The sequence below is a fragment of the Streptomyces sp. NPDC102279 genome (assembly GCF_044766365.1).
In the GTDB taxonomy this organism is placed as follows: Bacteria; Actinomycetota; Actinomycetes; order Streptomycetales; family Streptomycetaceae; genus Streptomyces.
The window spans coordinates 95,889-112,762 of sequence record NZ_JBIWLU010000008.1; the positions used below are offsets into that span (position 1 = coordinate 95,889).

Below are 16,874 nucleotides of genomic sequence, written 5' to 3' on the forward strand. Positions count from 1 at the left end.
CTCGCCGGTGGCGGGGGCGCGAGGGGGACAGAGAAGGCATGGCCAATTTCTCGAAGTCGAACGTGCCGCAGTTCTCGGTCGACGTGTACCAGAACGAGTACCTGCCCGAGGGCGGGCGTGAGGTCAACGCGATCGTCACGGTGAGCGCGACCGGCGGCGGCACCGTGGGCAGCGCGGTCGCCGCGCCGCATCTGTACACGGCCGGTCAGGCGCCGGACGCCGCGGTGGTGGTGATGGTCGACTGCTCGGGCTCGATGGACTACCCGCCGACCAAGATGCGCAACGCCCGCGACGCGACGTCCGCCGCGATCGACACGCTGCGCGACGGCGTCCACTTCGCGGTCATCGGCGGCACGCACGTCGCCAAGGAGGTCTATCCGGGCAACGGCCGGCTGGCCGTCGCCGACGCGGCCACCCGCGGGCAGGCCAAGCAGGCGCTGCGCAAGCTCAGTTCGGGCGGCGGTACGGCGATCGGCAGCTGGCTGCGGCTCGCCGACCGCCTGCTGGCGTCGGCGGACGTGGCCATCCGGCACGGCATCCTGCTCACCGACGGCCGCAACGAGCACGAGTCGCCCGAGGACCTCAAGGCCGCCCTCGACTCCTGCGCCGGGCGCTTCACCTGTGACGCGCGGGGCGTGGGCACCGACTGGGAGGTCAAGGAGGTCACCGGTATCGCCTCGGCGCTGCTCGGCACCTCCGACATCGTCGCCGACCCCGCCGCCCTGGCCGCCGACTTCACGCAGATGATGGAGACGGCGATGGGCAAGGAGGTCGCCGACGTGGCGCTGCGGCTCTGGACGCCGGTCGGCACCGAGATCAAGTTCGTCAAGCAAATGGCGCCCACCGTCGAGGAGTTGACCGACCGCCGTACCGAGGCGGGCCCCCGCGCCGGCGACTACCCCACCGGCTCGTGGGGCGACGAGTCCCGCGACTACCACGTCTGCGTCCAGGTCCCGACGGCGGGCATCGGCCAGGAGATGCTCGCGGCCCGGGTCTCCCTGGTGATCCCACAGGCCGACGGCAGCGTGCAGAACCTCGGCGCGCAGGGTCTCGTACGGGCCGTGTGGACCGACGACATGGTCGCCTCGACGTCCATCAACCCACAGGTCGCCCACTACACAGGTCAGGCCGAACTGGCACAAGTCATCCAACAGGGTCTGGATCTGCGCAAAGCGGGAGATGTCGACGGAGCAACGGCCAAGCTGGGACGGGCCGTTCAGCTCGCCGGCGCCTCCGGCAACGCCGATACTGCGAAACTGCTTGCGAAGGTGGTGGACGTCGTCGACGCCGCTGCAGGTACTGTGCGATTGAAGGCCCGGGTCGAGGAGGCCGACGAGATGACCCTCGAGACACGGTCCACAAAGACTGTTCGTGTAAAGAAGTAGCGAGCCCGGTTCCCGAGGGGAAGCGGAGAAACCCGGTCACAACGACCGGAAAAGGAGAGGGGGAAGCGCCGACATGCCGACCTGCCCGAACGGACACCAGTCGGGTTCCGACGACTGGTGCGAGGTCTGCGGTCACCGCATGGCCGGTGCCGTGCCCCCGTTGCCCCCGCCGCCCCCCGGCGCCGGATACGGCTATCCGCCGCCCGGTTCGCAGCAGCAGGGCGGAGGCCGCTCCCACCTGTCCGCCGTGCCGGACGGCGAGCCCGAGCTCTGCCCGCAGTGCCGCACGCCCCGTGAGGGCGCCGCGCCGTTCTGCGAAGAGTGCCGGTGGAACTACCTGACCAACACGGCGACGTCCTACACGCCGGCAGCGCCGCGCCCCACCGGTTCCTCGCCGGGCGGCCCCGGCGGACCCTCGCCGTTCGGCGGCCCCGGCCAGCAGGGGGGTCCCGGCATGCAGGGCGGCCCCGGCAACCAGGGCGGCCCGCCGCGCTTCCAGCAGCAGGGTCCCGGCGGTCAGGGCGGTCCGGGTCCCGGTGGCCCCGGCCATGACCCGTTCGACTACCAGAGCTCGCGGCCCTCGCAGATGAACCGGCCCGCCGAGCCGATCCCGCCGGGCCCGCCCGGCCAGCAGTACGGCGGCCCCTCCGCCTTCGGGGACCCGGCTTTCGGCGGGGACCCGGCTTTCGCGGACCCGGCACGTCCGGTTCCGCAGCCGCCCGGGCCCACGCCCGGCGGCCAGGGCGCTCCGCAGCAGGCCTACACCCAGCAGCCCGCCGCTCCCTACACCCAGGGCCGGCCGCCGCAGCAGGGCGGCCCGCAGTCGGGTGGTCCCGGCTTCGGCGGCGGTGGCGACGACTGGGTGATCTCCCCGCCGACGGCCGGTTCGCCCGGCGGTCAGGGCGGCCCCGGGCAGGGCGGTGGCGACTACGGCTACCCGCAGGCCGGTGCCACCCAGGCCCCGCCCGGTCCCGGCTACCAGCAACAGCAACAGCCGCTGTCGTGGAGTGCGACCATCGGTCCGGACCGCGAGTACTTCATGGCGATGATGCAGCGCTCGGGCCCCGAGGCCGCGGGCCTGAACCTGCCCGCGTACTCGCCGGAGCAGCAGCGTCCGCTCACCGGCAACCAGCTGACCATCGGCCGTCGCCGGCACTCCACCGGTGACACCCCGGACATCGACCTGTCGGTGCCGCCGGAGGACCCGGGTGTCTCGCACCAGCACGCGGTGCTGGTCCAGCAGCCGGACGGCAGCTGGGCGGTCGTCGACCAGAACTCGACGAACGGCACCACGGTCAACGGCGGCGAGGAGCCCATCCAGCCGTTCGTGCCGGTGCCGCTGCAGGACGGCGACCGGGTGCACGTGGGCGCCTGGACGACGATCACGATCCGGCGGGGCTGAGCTCCGGCCCCGCGGCGGGGTCCGGCAGATCTGTGACGGAGGCGGTGTTCCGGAGGAGTCCGGAACACCGCCTCCGTGCGTCCGGGGCCCCGGACGCACGGCGCGGGGGGCCGCTTCACATCAGCGGTGAGCGCCGCTTCACACCGGTGTGGGGCGCCGCCTCACGCCAGCGGCCAGACGTATCGCCCCCGCGGATCGTCCAGCCAGGCGCGGGCCCGCCCGTCGCCGACCGTGACCCCGTACCGGTCGCGCTCCGGCCGGCCCTCACGCTCCCACAGCGCGTACGCGTCCTGCGGGTCGAGACGGCCCGCCGTCAGGGTCAGCAGGAACCGGAGCAGGTCCTGGCCCCGGGCCCGTCGCGGCAGCCCGCCGAGCCGGTCGGGCCGCGGGCCGGGTGAGGTGTCTCCGCGCAGCGGCACGAAGTAGGCGGGGGTGTGCAGGAAGTTGCCCTCCGCGTGCCCGGGGCCCCGCACGCGCAGCGCGATCAGTCCGGTGGCCAGCGGGGCGAGGATGCGGGCGTCGGGCGCGCACTGGGGCAGCCAGGCGGGCGGGATCGTGGTGAGCGTGCAGGTGGCGATGATCCGGTCGTAGGGGGCCCGTTCGGGCACCCCGCGGGCGCCGTCGCCGGTGACGACGGCCGGGTGGTGTCCGGCGCGGGCCAGGTGCCGGCGCGCGGCCTCGGTGATCTCCACGTCGAGGTCGACCGTCGTGACCCGGGAGTCGCCGAGACGGTGTGCGAGCAGGGCCGCGTTGTACCCGGTCCCGGCGCCGATCTCCAGGACGTCGTGCCCGTCCCGTACGTCCAGTTCGACCAGCATCTTGGCCATCAGCGACGGCTGGCTGCTGGAGGAGACGAGTTCGCCGTCGCGCACCCGGGTCGCGAGCGGGGTGTCCTCGTAGGCGCCGCGCAGCCAGTCGTCCCTGACCCGCGGGTCAGGGTCCTCGCTCCACACCCGCTCGAAGCCGCCGTTGCCGGCTGCGCCGCCGACGTAGTAGAAGGGCACGAAGAGATGGCGCGGGACGGCCTCGAAGGCCTCCCGCCAGACCGGGTCGGCGGCGAAGGCCCCGCTCCGGTCGATCTCGCGCACGAGGGCCGCCCGCGCCCGGCAGGCGAGGTCATCCGGTCCGGTCTCCAGAGCGTGCGCAGCCATACCTCCACTGTGCTGCCGTACGGCCTCCGGAGCGAGCGGCCGCACGTGCGGCGGCTTCCCCGCGATCCGCCCGAAGTCACAGCGCGGACGCCGTACGTCGCCGTACGCGGGCGTGGTCCTAAGCCCTGAGTCCTCGGTCACCCGGTCTGAGAGCATGGGGGACGTGAATGAGATTCGGCGCGGCACGTTGCAGGAGCAGACCTTCTACGAGCAGGTCGGCGGCGAGGAGACCTTCCGTCGCCTCGTGCACCGTTTCTACGAGGGGGTCGCCGAGGATCCGCTGCTGAAGCCCATGTATCCGGAGGAGGACCTGGGCCCGGCCGAGGAGCGGCTCACGCTGTTCCTGATCCAGTACTGGGGCGGCCCGACGACGTACAGCGAGAACCGCGGGCACCCGCGGCTGCGGATGCGTCACGCGCCCTTCAAGGTCGACCAGGCCGCGCACGACGCCTGGATCCGGCACATGCGCGTCGCGGTCGACGAGCTCGGCCTCTCCGAGGAGCACGAGCACACCCTGTGGAACTACCTGACGTACGCGGCCGCCTCCATGGTGAACACGGCGGGCTGATCACCGGTCACTGACGGGCGTATTCCGGTCGTTCGACGCCGGATTCCGGTCACGATCCGGTCAAGGCGGGCCTACAAGCGCTTACCCCCAGGCCCTCCGCTCTGAAAGCATCGCGCTCGTCCGAGATCCGGAACGACGGCGGGGGGCCGGGTGACGGGGTTCGTCCTACTGCGCGCGCGGGCGCACCGTCTTCTGCTGGCCGCCGCGCTGCTCACGGTGCTGCTGACCACGGCCGTCCTCGCGACGCTCACCGCCTACTCCGCCGCCATCGGCGACGCCTCGCTGCGCCACGCGCTCCGGGACCCGGGCAACACCGCGGACACCGCGCTCGTCGTCCGCGCCGACCTTCGCGCCGGCCAACGGGCCGCCGCGGACAGCGCCGTCCGCGAGGGGGCCCGGCGCACCTTCGGCGAATATCCGGTGACCGTGCGCACGCTGGTGCGTTCGGGCTCCTACGCGCTCCCCCGGTCGCTCCAGGCGCCGGCCGCACGGGCCGGGGATCCCGACCTCACCCACTTCGCCGCCCTCGACCGCACCCAGGTCGACATCACCTCGGGACGGCTGCCCGGACCGGCGACCGGCTCCGGCGGCTCCCCGATCGAGGTGGCCCTGCCCGTATCGGCGGCCGAACGGCTCGGTCTGAAGCCGGGCGCCCGCCTCGCACTGGTCGACCGGCTCGGCGGCCCCGGTCGCGAGGTCCGGGTCACCGGGCTGTACCGGCCCGCCCGGCCGGACGCGCCCTACTGGCGGCTGGACGAGCTGGGCGGACGCGGGATCAAGAAGGTCGACTTCACGACGTACGGTCCGCTCCTCGCCGATCCCGGCGTCCTCACCGGCGGCCGGGTCAGCGCCGGGGAGTCGGCGTGGCAGGCGTCCGCGGACTTCTCGACGCTCTCGCCCGACGGCATCGGGGCCCTGCGGGACACCGCACGGGCCGGGCAGCAGGCCCTGCGCAGGAACCACGCGCTGAGCGGGGCGACCGCCGTGACGACCTCGCTGCCCGAGATCCTGGACAGTGTCGAGCGTTCGCTGCTCGTGTCGCGCTCCACCCTCCTCATCGTCGCCCTGCAACTGGCCCTCCTGGCCGGCTACGCGCTGCTGCTGGTCGCCCGGCTGCTGAGCGCCGAACGGGCGGGCGAGACAAGGGTGTTGCGGGCGCGGGGAGCCTCCCGGCGACGGATAGCCGGGCTCGCCGCCCTGGAGGCTCTGCTGCTGGCCGTACCGGCGGCCCTGTGCGCGCCGCTGGTCGCGGGCCCGCTGACCCGGCTGCTCGCCGGACAGGGAGCGCTGGCCCGCATCGGGCTGCGCCTGGACGTCGCCCAGGGGCGGGGCGGGGTGTGGCTGGTCGGCGCGGGAGTGGCGCTGGGATGCGCCCTCGCGGTGACCCTGCCGGCGCTCACATCGGGCGACGGCCCGGCGGGGCGGGCGCGGGCGCTGCCGGCTCCGGTGCGCGCGGGCGCCGACATCGGCCTGCTGGTGATCGCCGCCGTCGCCTACTGGCAGCTGGACCGGCAGACCTCCGGCGCCCTGACCGGCGGCTCCGCCGAGCCGGGCGCCACCGGGGGAACCGGCGTGCGTTCGCTCGGCATCGATCCGCTCCTGGTGGCGGCGCCCGCCCTCGCGCTGCTCGCCGGGACCGTGCTCACCCTGCGGCTGCTGCCGCCCGTCGCCCGGCTCGCCGAGCACCGGGCGGCGAGCGGCCGCGGGCTGCCTGCGGCGCTCGCGGGCTGGCAGCTCAGCCGGCGCCCGATGCGCGGCGCGGGACCGGTCCTGCTGCTGGTCCTCGCCGTGGCGATGGGCATGCTCGCCATCGGCCAGGGCGCCTCCTGGAACCGCTCGCAGGACGACCAGGCGGACTTCCGCGCAGGTACGTCGGTGCGCGTGACCGCGGACAGCGACGCCGGGCCGGGCGAGGCGGCCGTCTTCACCGCGTTCCCGGGCGTCCGCGACGCGGCGCCCGCCCTCCGGACGACCCTGCCGCTGTCGGGTGGCCGTACGGCGGCGGTCCTCGCTCTCGACACCGCGCACGCCGCGGACGGGATGCTGCTTCGCGGCGATCTGGCCGCACGGCCCGTGGGGCCGCTGCTGAAGGGCCTAGCGGCGAGGGGTGCCACCGGGGGGGTCGCGATCCCGAAGGGCTCGACGCGACTCGGTCTGCTGATGCGGCTGCGCAGTTCGAACGCCCGCGTGGAGGTGGACGTGTCGGCGACGCTGGAGGACCGCTTCGGGACGCCGTACACCGAGCGGATCGGTCAACTGCCCGCCGACGGAAGGCCCCACGCCCTGTCGTTGGACCTCGCGACGGGTCCCCTGACCCTGACCGGCGTCCAGCTGGACATGACCCAGCCCGTCGACACGGCACAGCGACACCAGGTGGATCTGCGGGAGTTGAGCGTCAGCGACGCCGGCGGGGCGCGGCGGCGGCTCGCGCTGCCGGCCGGCTGGAAGGCCGACTCGCGGACCAGCAGCACGGCGGCGGCGCCGGACGATGCCACGCGAGCCACGCGCCCGAAGCTGGTGGCGTCCTCGGCCACGGCCCTGTCCGTCCGCTACGGCACCGGTTACATGCCGCGCGACCTGGCCTGGCAGGTCACCTCGGTGACCGTCCGGCTGCACCCGGACCGCTCGGCCGCCGCGCAGGTCACGGCGGTCGCGACCGACCGCTTCCTGAAGTCGGCGGCCGTACGGGAGGGGCAGCAGCTGGACGTCCCCTTCGCGGGCGAGACGGTCCCCGTGACCATCGTGGGCACCGTACGGGCCCTGCCGACCACCTCGGAGGCCGACGGCGGTGACGGCGACGGCGGGGCGCTGCTGGTCGATCTGCGAGCCGTGAACCGGGTGTTGCAGGCGCACGAAGGACAGAGCGTCCCGCCCACCGAGTGGTGGCTGGACACCGCGCCGGGCGACGCGGCGCGGGTCGCCACAGCGCTGCGGAAGCTGCCCGGCACCGAACCGTCCCAGGTCGTCGTGCGGGGCGAGGTCGCCGACCGGCTGCGCGACGATCCGTTCGGGGCGGGCCCCGAGGCCGCGTTCGCGGCGGCGGCGGTCGTCGCGGCGGCGCTGGCAGCGGTCGGGTTCGCGGTGAGCACGGCCGGTTCGCTGCGCGAGCGCCGGGGCGAGTTCGCGGTGCTCAGGGCGCTGGGCGCGCCGCGCCGCCAGCTGGCCCGGCTGATCGCCGCCGAACAGGGCGTCCTGGTGGGCCTGGCGCTGGTGGTGGGGGTCGCGCTCGGCACGGTGCTGACCCGCGCGGTGGTCCCGCTGATCGTCCTGACCTCGGAGGCCACCCGCCCGGTCCCCGCCGTCCTGGTGCGGCTCCCTCTGCCGCACGTCGCCGTGCTGCTGGCGGGAGTCGCCGTGACACCGCTGGCCATCACGGCGTTCATGGCGCTGCGCCGCCCGGACGCGGACAGTTCGCTGCGCCGGCAGGGAGGCGAGTGACATGACGGGCACGGACGACGGCACGGATGCCGGAACGCGCGGGCGCACCCGCCCGGACGGACCGAGGGTGGTGGCCCCCTGGGTGCGCACCCGGCTGCGCGCCGCCCCCGGGGCGGCTCTGGCGCTGGCCCTGCTCGTCGCGCTCACCGCCACGCTGGCCGCCGCCTTCCCGCGCGCGGTCGACCGGTACGAGGACGCGGGCCTGCGCCGGACCCTCGACGACGCGTCACCGCGGCTGACCACCGTCCAGTTCTTCGCCCCGCTGCCCGACTTCGAACTCTCCCGGCAGCAAGGGGAGTCCGCCCTGCGCGAGACCGCACTGCGCAAGGGATACGCCGCCGTGCTCTCGACCGTCGACAAGCCCCTGGTCGCCGACCGCGCCCAGTCCTCGTACGGGGTGCGCACCGCCAACCCCACCGACGCGTCGGACTCCTTCCTGGCCCGGCCGAGCGGGCTGCCGCCGCGGGTCGCGCTCGTGGCCCAGAACGCCCTCGGCGATCACTCCCGTCCGGCCTCGGGCCGCCTGCCCCGCACGACGGGCTCGGTCACCGCGGCGACCCCCGAGGTGGAGGCGGCCGTCACCACCGAGACCGCCAGGGCCCTGCACATCGCGGTCGGTTCGGTGATCCACGTGCCCGGCCTGGAGCGCGCGCCGCTGGCCGTACGGATCACCGGCATCATCGCGCCGCGCGAGCCGGACGGCGCGTACTGGATGTCCACCCCGCTGATCCGCAAGCCGTCCCTCATCACCCTGCCCAGCGACGGCGGCACGTACTGGATCGGCGCGCTGCTGCTGGCGCCGGACGCGGCACCGGTCCTGCTCGGCACGCCCGGGAAGCCCGAGCGGTACTGGCAGGTGGCCCCCGACACGTCCGGTCCGACCGCCCACGACGTGTCCCGGCTCGCCTCCGCGGTCGCCGCGCTGCAGTCGGGCCCCGGTCTGTCGCGGATCCGTGAGCGCGTGGACCCGCTGACCGACGTGACGACGGATCTCGACGAGGTCCTGGCGTCCTTCACCGAACTGCGCTCCGGCATCGCCCCGTTGGTGGCCGTCGCCGCGTTCGGCGCGGGCACGGTCGCCGCGGTCGTCGTCCTCATGGCGAGCGGTCTCGCCGCCGAGCGCCGCCGCGGCGAGCTGGCCCTGCTGCGCGCCCGCGGCGGCTCGCTGCCCGGCCTGCTCGGGCGGCTGCTCGCCGAGACGGCCGTCGTGGCCGTCCCGGCGGGGGCGCTCGGCCTCGGGGCGGCCCTGCTCGCCGTCCCGTACGGCCGTGTCTCCCACGCCGTGGCCGCCGCCCTCGCGGTGACGGCCCTCGCCTGCGCCGCCCTGCCGGTGCGCGCCGTGTACGCCCATCGCGCGGTCCGCGTCCACGAGGGACGCGAGGACGTCGCGTCCGTTCGCCCCTCACGGCGCCGCACGGTCGCGGAACTCACCGTGCTGGTGCTGGCGACGGCCGCGGTGGCCGCCCTGCGGCGCGGGGGGACGGACGGCGCCGGCTCCTCGGGAGGGTCCGGAGACCACCTGGTCGCCCTGGCACCGGTCCTGGTCGGCGTCATCGCGGCGCTGGTCCTCGTCCGGCTCTATCCGTTCCCCCTGCGCCGGCTGTCCGGCCCCGCCGGACGGCTGCGCGGAGTGGTCGCCCATCTCTCGCTGGCCCGCGCGGGCCGCACCTCGGCCTCCACGGCGCTGCCCCTGCTGGCCCTCCTCACGGCGCTCACCACGGCGGCCTTCGGCGGCTCGGTCCTCGCGGGCGTGCACACCGCCCGCGACCACGCGGCCCTCCTCGCCACCGGTGCCGACGCCCGCGTCGAGGCGACCCACGCCCTGCCCACCGGTCTCCCCGACCGGATCCGCGGTATCCGGGGCGTGCGCGAGGCGGTCCCCGTGAGCGTCGCCTACCGGGCCCAGGCGGGCAGGGGGTCGGGCACCGCGGGCGAGACGGCGGCGCTCGTGGGCGTCGAACCGGGCGCGTACGGACACCTGTCGCGGAAGCTGGGCCTCGGAGGATTTCCGGCGGGAACGCTGCGCTCCGCCGGACCGGGCGCCGGCAGGACCGTGGTCCCCGCCGTCGCGTCCCCCTCCCTCGCCGACCGCTTCGGCACCGCCCCGTTCTCCGTGCGCCTGGAGGACGACAGCACGGTGACCGTGCGGATCGCGGCGGTACGGGACGTGACGCCCGCCGTGACCGACCTGGACTTCCTCGTCGTGGACCGGGCGGCCCTCACCCGGCGGGCGGCGCGGCCGACCGCGCTGCTCCTGACCGGCGGCCACCTGGACGGGGCCGCTCTGCGCGGGGCGGCGGGCAGCGGCGTGGACGTACGGCTGCGCGCGGAGGTACGGGCGGCGTACGTCGACTCGCCCCTCCAGTCGGGCGCCGAGCGGATCTACACGGCGGCGGTCGCGGCAGGCGCCGGATACGCCGTACTGGCCCTGCTGCTGGCCCTCGTCCGGGCCGCACCGGAACGCACGGCGCTCCTCGCCCGGCTGCGCACGATGGGCCTCACCCGGGCCCAGGGGCGCCGCCTCCTGGTCCTGGAGTCCCTGCCCCAGGCTCTGCTGGCGGCGGTGGGCGGCGCGCTCACGGGCTGGGCGGCCGTCCGCCTCCTGTCCCCCGGGCTCGATCTGACGGCGATCGCGGTAGCGGGCCGCCCCGCGCCCGGAGGAGCCGCCCGGCTCCGCACGGACGCGTTCTCGTTGCTCGTCCCGTCGCTCGCCGTGCTGGTCGTCGCCACGGGCGTCGCGCTGGCGCAGGCGTGGTGGACGGGCCGGCGCGGCTCGGTCCGGGAGCTGCGGGCGGGGGACGGCCGATGAGGGCAGCACCCGTGCACCGCAGGCCGCCCACCGGCTCGGCCGCCACCTCGCGCATCCCTTCGACGAGCAGCACCGGGAGTCGCCCATGACCACCGCCGACCCGACGGAAGCCGCGGGCTCCGCGCAGCCCGCGGGCCCGACGTTCGCCGACCTCGCGGACCGCGCCGCCGCCCGCCGGGGCCGTCCCGCCTACGGCCACGACGCCCTGATCACCTGCGACCGCCTGGTCCGGATCTTCACCACGGACGGGGTGGAGGTGCAGGCCCTCCAGGGTCTCGATCTGCTGGTCCGCGAGGGCGAGTTGATGGCTCTGGTGGGGGCGTCGGGCAGCGGCAAGTCGACCCTGATGAACATCCTGGCCGGACTGGACACCCCGACGGCGGGCGCGGCGCGGGTCGCGGGCCGCGATCTGCTCACGATGAGCTCCAAGGACCGGCTGCGCTACCGCCGGGAGGTCGTCGGCTTCGTCTGGCAGCAGACCGCCCGCAACCTGTTGCCCTACCTGACCGCGGCCCAGAACGTGGCTCTGCCGATGCAGTTGGCGGCCCGCCGGACGAGCCGCCGCGCACAGTCCGAACGGGCCCTGGAGCTACTGGAGTTGCTGGGCATCGGTGACTGCCGCGCCCGGCGGCCGCACCAGATGTCGGGCGGTCAGCAGCAGCGTGTGGCGATCGCGGTGGCCCTCGCCAACGCGCCGGCCGTCCTGCTCGCCGACGAGCCCACCGGCGAACTCGACTCGCACACCGCCGAGAAGATCTTCGCCGCGTTCCGCACGGCCAACGAGCGGCTCGGGACGACGATCGTGATCGTCACGCACGACCAGGCGGTCGCCTCGGAGGTCCGCCGCACGGTCGCCATCCGCGACGGCCGGACGTCCACGGAGGTGCTGCGCCGCACGGAGGTCGACGCGGCGACGGGCCAGGAGGCGGTGGTGGCCCGCGAGTACGCGATGCTCGACCGGGCGGGGCGCCTGCAACTCCCCGAGGACTACACACGGACGCTGGGCATGCGGGACCGCGTGGCCCTGGAACTGGAAGCGGACCACATCGGCGTGTGGCCGGACGACAGCCGTCCCGAGTGACCCGGCGGTTCCCGAAGGGCCGGCTCAGGTGACGCTGATGTCCAGGGCGCCGAGTCCGGCCCTGCGGACGGCGATCGACCCGAAGGGAGTGCGCAGCCGAAGCCAGGCTCCCGACGAGTACAGCCCCAACTCGCCCTCATCGGAGAGGAGTCGCCGGTCGTCCGCGGCCCGAGCGGCGGTCGGCCGGACACGCGGAGCGGTGGGCGCGACGGGTCGCAGGAATCCCAGCGACTGGGCGGCGTGCGCGGCCCTGACGGGCAGCGAGGTGTCACCGAGCGGCCGGGACCAGATCTCCCGCCCGAGGCGGTCCAGTTCGGCACGGGTCCGCAGCTCGGGCGCCAACTCCTGCGTACGGGAGCGGAATTCGGCGACCACGGCGGCGACCGTGGCGCGCACCGCGTCCGGGGCGGGCAGCCCCGGCTCCTGCCGCCAGCCGCCACGCGGCGGCAGCACCCCGGCCCAGGGCGGTCCGGTGACGGCGCCCGGGACGGTCGCGGTGGCCGCCGACTCGTCGACGGACTCCAGGAGCTCACCCGCGGAGACGGTCACGTCGAGGTTGTCGTCGAGACCGTACTCGTAGGGCTTGGCCAGCCGTGCCGTGCGGATCGCGAGGACCTCGAACGACGGGGGCCGGCCGAACACCGCGAGGGTGGTGCCCTGCGCCTGGAGGCGCACGGCAGCCGCACGGTCGTAGTGGACCAGCCGGGCGAGGAAGGCGCCGAGGTCGGCGGCCTCCCCCGCGTCGGCGAGGTGCAGGACGGTCATGCCGCGACGGCCTCGTCCTCGTCGTCCCGGTAGGACTCCAGGAAGTCGCGCTCGTCGGCGGTGATCCGGCGCGGGCGCTGCTGCTCGAAGTCGAACGGAACGATCACCGTCGAGGCGGTGACGTAGACCTGGTCCGGGTCCTTCACCTCGTAGGTGATGGTGAAGGACGCCGCCCGGATCTGTGTCACCCACAGCTCGATGTCCACCGGCGCGTGCCGGTGGACCAGCTGCCGCTTGTAGTCGATCTCGTGTCGCGCCACCACGGACCCCTGCTTGAAGTCCTTCTCCGGGCGGAACAGGAAGTCGATACGGGCTTCCTCCAGGTAGCGGAGGAACACCACGTTGTTGACGTGGCCGTACGCGTCCATGTCCGCCCAGCGCAGCGGGCAGCGGTAGATGTGGCGCAAGACCGATCAGCCCCGGGTCAGCTTCTTGTAGGTGGCGCGGTGCGGGCGAGCCGCGTCGGCCCCGAGACGCTCGACCTTGTTCTTCTCGTACGACTCGAAGTTACCCTCGAACCAGTACCACCTCGACTCGCCCTCGTACGCGAGGATGTGCGTCGCGACCCGGTCCAGGAACCAGCGGTCGTGGGAGATGACCACGGCCGCACCGGGGAACTCCAGCAGCGCGTTCTCGAGCGAGGACAGGGTCTCCACGTCGAGGTCGTTGGTGGGCTCGTCGAGGAGCAGCAGGTTGCCGCCCTCCTTGAGGGTCAGCGCCAGGTTCAGCCGGTTGCGCTCACCGCCGGAGAGGACGCCCGCGGGCTTCTGCTGGTCCGGGCCCTTGAAGCCGAAGGCGGACACGTAGGCCCGCGACGGCATCTCGACCTGACCGACGTTGATGTAGTCGAGCTCGTCGGAGACGACGGCCCACAGCGTCTTCTTGGGGTCGATGTTGGCGCGGCTCTGGTCGACGTAGCTGATCTTGACCGTGTCGCCGACCTTGATCGCGCCGGTGTCCGGCGTCTCCAGGCCCTGGATCATCTTGAACAGCGTGGTCTTGCCGGCGCCGTTCGGGCCGATGACGCCGACGATGCCGTTGCGCGGCAGCGTGAAGCTGAGGTCGTCGATGAGGACCTTGTCGCCGAACGCCTTGGAGAGGTTCTGGACCTCGACGACGATGGAGCCCAGTCGCGGGCCCGGCGGGATCTGGATCTCCTCGAAGTCCAGCTTCCGCATCTTGTCGGCCTCGGCCGCCATCTCCTCGTAACGGGCGAGGCGGGCCTTGGACTTGGTCTGGCGGCCCTTGGCGTTGGACCGGACCCACTCCAGCTCTTCCTTGAGCCGCTTGGCGCGCTTCTCGTCCTTGCGGCCCTCGACCTTGAGGCGGCTGGCCTTCTTGTCGAGGTACGTGGAGTAGTTGCCCTCGTAGGGGATCGCGCGGCCGCGGTCCAGTTCGAGGATCCACTCGGCGACGTTGTTCAGGAAGTACCGGTCGTGAGTGACGGCGACGACGGCGCCCGCGTACTTCGTGAGGTGCTGCTCCAGCCAGTTCACCGACTCGGCGTCGAGATGGTTGGTGGGCTCGTCGAGGAGGAGCAGGTCCGGAGCCTCGATCAGCAGTTTGCAGAGCGCCACGCGGCGCTTCTCGCCACCGGACAGGTTGGTGACCGGCCAGTCGCCGGGCGGGCAGCCCAGCGCGTCCATGGCCTGCTCGAGCTGCGCGTCGAGGTCCCAGGCGTTGGAGTGGTCCAGGTCGTCCTGGAGCTTCCCCATCTCCTCCATGAGCGCGTCCGAGTAGTCGGTCGCCATCAGCTCGGCGACCTCGTTGAAGCGGCTGAGCTTGCCCATCAGCTCGGCGGCGCCGTCCTGCACGTTCTCCAGGACCGTCTTGGACTCGTCCAGCTGCGGCTCCTGCATGAGGATGCCGACGCTGAAGCCGGGCGACAGGAACGCGTCACCGTTGGAGGGCTGCTCGAGGCCCGCCATGATCTTGAGAACGGTGGACTTACCCGCACCGTTGGGACCGACCACGCCGATCTTCGCACCCGGGAGGAAGCTCAGGGTGACGTCGTCGAGGATCACCTTGTCGCCGTGCGCCTTGCGCGTCTTGCGCATGGTGTAAATGAACTCAGCCAAGAGAAACCGTCCGGACGCTTGAAATCGGCAGTGGGCAGATACACCCCATCTTGCCTGACGGCTAGCCTTCGGGGGAAACGCGTTCGGCCGGGGGGCTGTGACCTGGGGTTCCACCACTGACGCCTGTGGGTCGTCTGTCACTGTCGGTTGCCATCGGTCGTCCTCGGGCGCCCTCGGACGGCCCAGGGACGGCCCAGCTTCGCCGCACTCGACCGACGGCCGGCACTTTCGAAGCACCCCGTCCGAACCTCAGCCGACGACAGTCAGCCACGACGGCGGGTGCGCCGACCGGCCACGCATGCGTATGCCTCGCTCAGCCCCCGCGGGCCTCGACCACGCCGTCGGTGCCGTCGACCAGAGCAAGCCGTGACGGCGGGCCCGTCACCGCAGGGCCCTCAGCGTGTTGCGGCCAAAGGGCTCGCATACCTTCACGTCATGGACTTCAACATCACCGCGGGGGAAGAAGCCGTCGTGTTCCACGTGGCGAGCCTCGTCCAGGATGGCGCCTCCCCTACGGATGACAACTTGGCGCAGGAGCTGGGTGAAGCGGTTCGCCCAGTGCTGCAATCGCTCCTGGCCAAGGGTTGGCTTGTGGTTGACGAGGATCGCGAGCTGGCCTTGTCCTCGATCGCGCGGCATGTCGTGTCCAGCCGCAGGGATGCTGAGGGGCCACAGGCGTCCCAATAGATCTGAGCTGTCCAAACCGCTGAGCCATCAGCTTGGGAAGCTGCGGTCATTTGCGGCTGGTTCTGGCGCTGACCTGCACGAATGGTTGCCCCGGAGTCGCGTCGCGCTCGGCTGCTTTCACCGTGGTTCCCCGCTGCTCCCCGCTTGATCTGGTGCGCTTGTGGTGCGGCCTAGCGTCTGCCTCCACCATGGCTCGCAGGCACGGCGTGGTCCCTTCGCCCCATCGACTTCACATGGGTCTCGAAGCCGGACGAGGTTACGAACGCCCACTGTCAGACCCTTCGACCACAATCACCGTATGAGTGTCAGGTCAGACTTTTCATTGGAACTTCAGGTGGAGAAGGTTCTTGAGGAAGCAGCCCATCCGGAGGTGAAGGCCGCCCTCGCCTCTGCTCGCAAGCACATGAAGAGTGGGAAAGGGGGCCATCGCAGAGGCGGGCAAGTACTCATCCAACTCCTGGAAACGGCTCGCCAACGGGCGGCGGATACCGGTGAATGGCCAGTCGTACGACTCGTGCAGGATTCCCTGGATTATGCCGAAGGGCGGATCCTCCAACCTGACTTCGATGAGCGTTATCGCCTCTTTCAGGACGGTGTGCGCAGCGAGACGCTACGGAAGCACGTCGGGAACATCCTCTCGATCAACTACAGGTACATCACTGAGGCTGGCCGTGAGTACATGGACAAGCACCCCGAGGCGAGTGTGGACGGCCTGATTGCGTACTTCGGCACACTCAGCGAGGACGCGCGGTTCCTCGATGCACCGGAGGACCGACCTGGGCGCTACCGCCTTCTTCGTGGGCGGGCGGAGAGAGCCGTGTGGCTGGAGCGCGTTCTCCAAGAACGTGTGGACGTTGAGGATGCGGCCGAAGCCGCCCACCGAATCGTCAGCACGCCGGAAGCCATAGCCCTACTTGCTGCTGATACGGAAGGGCAGATGGTTCTCAGGGCGGCCGAGTTGCACCGGCGGTCGACCGGCCTGGCGGCCTTGCGCAAGGTGGTCGAGGACCCCACTGCTTCGGAACTCGAACTGCAACGCGCTCTGGAGGGGCAACACTGGATCTTCGGAGGGCGGTTCGTGGGAGAGGCCGCCCACCGCAGACTGGTGCCGGGTGACGAGGTCGACATACCTCTCATCCGCGGTGACGGGGCACTCCATGTGGTTGAGCTGAAGCGTGCCGCGAGCCTTGCCGGCAATCTGGTGAAGAAGTACCGAGGGTCATGGGTGCCTACCGCTGAGGTGCACAATGCAGTCGGTCAGGCTGTGAACTACCTGGTGAACCTGGACGAGAACCGGCACCGGATCCGCAAGGAACTGGGCATAGAAACCCGCCGAGCGAGCGCAGTGGTGCTGATCGGACACCCGTCAGTCCAACCTTCCGTACCCGAGCAATCGATCAACGAGGCTCTTCGCACCCTCAACACTCACGTGAACCGTGTAGAGGTGCTCACCTATAAGGAACTGATTGACAATGCCGAGCGCTCGTTGGGGTCTGTGCCGTTGGGGTAG

General features: G+C 72.6%; 12 protein-coding genes. 8 read left to right on the forward strand and 4 right to left on the reverse strand.

From position 1 onward, the window contains the following. Nucleotides 1-38: 38 nt before the first annotated feature. Together ACIRQH_RS21585 and ACIRQH_RS21590 are read left to right on the forward strand one after the other, a co-directional pair. Complete coding sequence (locus tag ACIRQH_RS21585) at nucleotides 39-1,385, forward strand: VWA domain-containing protein (protein WP_388931005.1); 1,347 nt, start codon at nucleotides 39-41, stop codon at nucleotides 1,383-1,385. A 73-nt stretch (nucleotides 1,386-1,458) separates the two neighbouring features. Then, entirely contained in the window at nucleotides 1,459-2,787 is a 1,329-nt protein-coding gene (locus tag ACIRQH_RS21590) for an FHA domain-containing protein (protein WP_388931007.1), read from the forward strand. Nucleotides 2,788-2,948: 161 nt separating this feature from the next. Here ACIRQH_RS21590 and ACIRQH_RS21595 read toward each other — a convergent pair whose 3' ends face one another. Further along, a complete protein-coding gene (locus tag ACIRQH_RS21595; protein ID WP_388865822.1) occupies nucleotides 2,949-3,938 on the reverse strand; it encodes a methyltransferase domain-containing protein in 990 nt (329 codons plus the stop codon). 154 nt (nucleotides 3,939-4,092) lie between these two features. Here ACIRQH_RS21595 and ACIRQH_RS21600 point away from each other — a divergent pair, with 154 nt between their 5' ends. From ACIRQH_RS21600 to ACIRQH_RS21615, 4 genes are all read left to right on the forward strand, one after another. Continuing rightward, nucleotides 4,093-4,506 (forward strand): globin, encoded by a 414-nt coding sequence (locus ACIRQH_RS21600; protein ID WP_179165238.1) that lies wholly within the window; start codon nucleotides 4,093-4,095, stop codon nucleotides 4,504-4,506. Between the two features lie 150 nt (nucleotides 4,507-4,656). Continuing rightward, on the forward strand, nucleotides 4,657-7,944 hold the full coding sequence (locus ACIRQH_RS21605) for an FtsX-like permease family protein (protein WP_404226818.1): 3,288 nt from the start codon (nucleotides 4,657-4,659) through the stop codon (nucleotides 7,942-7,944). Between the two features lies 1 nt (nucleotide 7,945). Continuing rightward, on the forward strand, nucleotides 7,946-10,753 hold the full coding sequence (locus ACIRQH_RS21610; RefSeq protein WP_404226819.1) for an FtsX-like permease family protein: 2,808 nt from the start codon (nucleotides 7,946-7,948) through the stop codon (nucleotides 10,751-10,753). 85 nt (nucleotides 10,754-10,838) lie between these two features. Continuing rightward, the gene (locus ACIRQH_RS21615; protein ID WP_388931017.1) at nucleotides 10,839-11,834 is read left to right on the forward strand and encodes an ABC transporter ATP-binding protein; all 996 of its coding nucleotides are present in this window, start codon (nucleotides 10,839-10,841) and stop codon (nucleotides 11,832-11,834) included. 24 nt (nucleotides 11,835-11,858) lie between these two features. Here ACIRQH_RS21615 and ACIRQH_RS21620 read toward each other — a convergent pair whose 3' ends face one another. Genes ACIRQH_RS21620 through ettA form a run of 3 tightly spaced genes read right to left on the reverse strand, consistent with a single transcriptional unit; the run spans nucleotide 11,859 to nucleotide 14,677 of the window. Beyond that, on the reverse strand, nucleotides 11,859-12,599 hold the full coding sequence (locus ACIRQH_RS21620; RefSeq protein WP_388931019.1) for a hypothetical protein: 741 nt from the start codon (nucleotides 12,597-12,599) through the stop codon (nucleotides 11,859-11,861). Next, on the reverse strand, nucleotides 12,596-13,006 hold the full coding sequence (locus ACIRQH_RS21625) for a thioesterase family protein (protein WP_358821926.1): 411 nt from the start codon (nucleotides 13,004-13,006) through the stop codon (nucleotides 12,596-12,598). Before ACIRQH_RS21625 ends, ACIRQH_RS21620 begins: the two co-directional genes overlap by 4 nt. A gap of 6 nt (nucleotides 13,007-13,012) precedes the next feature. Then, on the reverse strand, nucleotides 13,013-14,677 hold the full coding sequence (gene ettA, locus ACIRQH_RS21630; RefSeq protein WP_358821927.1) for an energy-dependent translational throttle protein EttA: 1,665 nt from the start codon (nucleotides 14,675-14,677) through the stop codon (nucleotides 13,013-13,015). Nucleotides 14,678-15,112: 435 nt separating this feature from the next. Between ettA and ACIRQH_RS21635 the strand changes: the two genes are divergently transcribed. Together ACIRQH_RS21635 and ACIRQH_RS21640 are read left to right on the forward strand one after the other, a co-directional pair. After that, entirely contained in the window at nucleotides 15,113-15,364 is a 252-nt protein-coding gene (locus tag ACIRQH_RS21635) for a hypothetical protein (RefSeq protein WP_404226820.1), read from the forward strand. 298 nt (nucleotides 15,365-15,662) lie between these two features. Beyond that, nucleotides 15,663-16,874 (forward strand): Shedu anti-phage system protein SduA domain-containing protein, encoded by a 1,212-nt coding sequence (locus ACIRQH_RS21640; RefSeq protein ID WP_404226821.1) that lies wholly within the window; start codon nucleotides 15,663-15,665, stop codon nucleotides 16,872-16,874.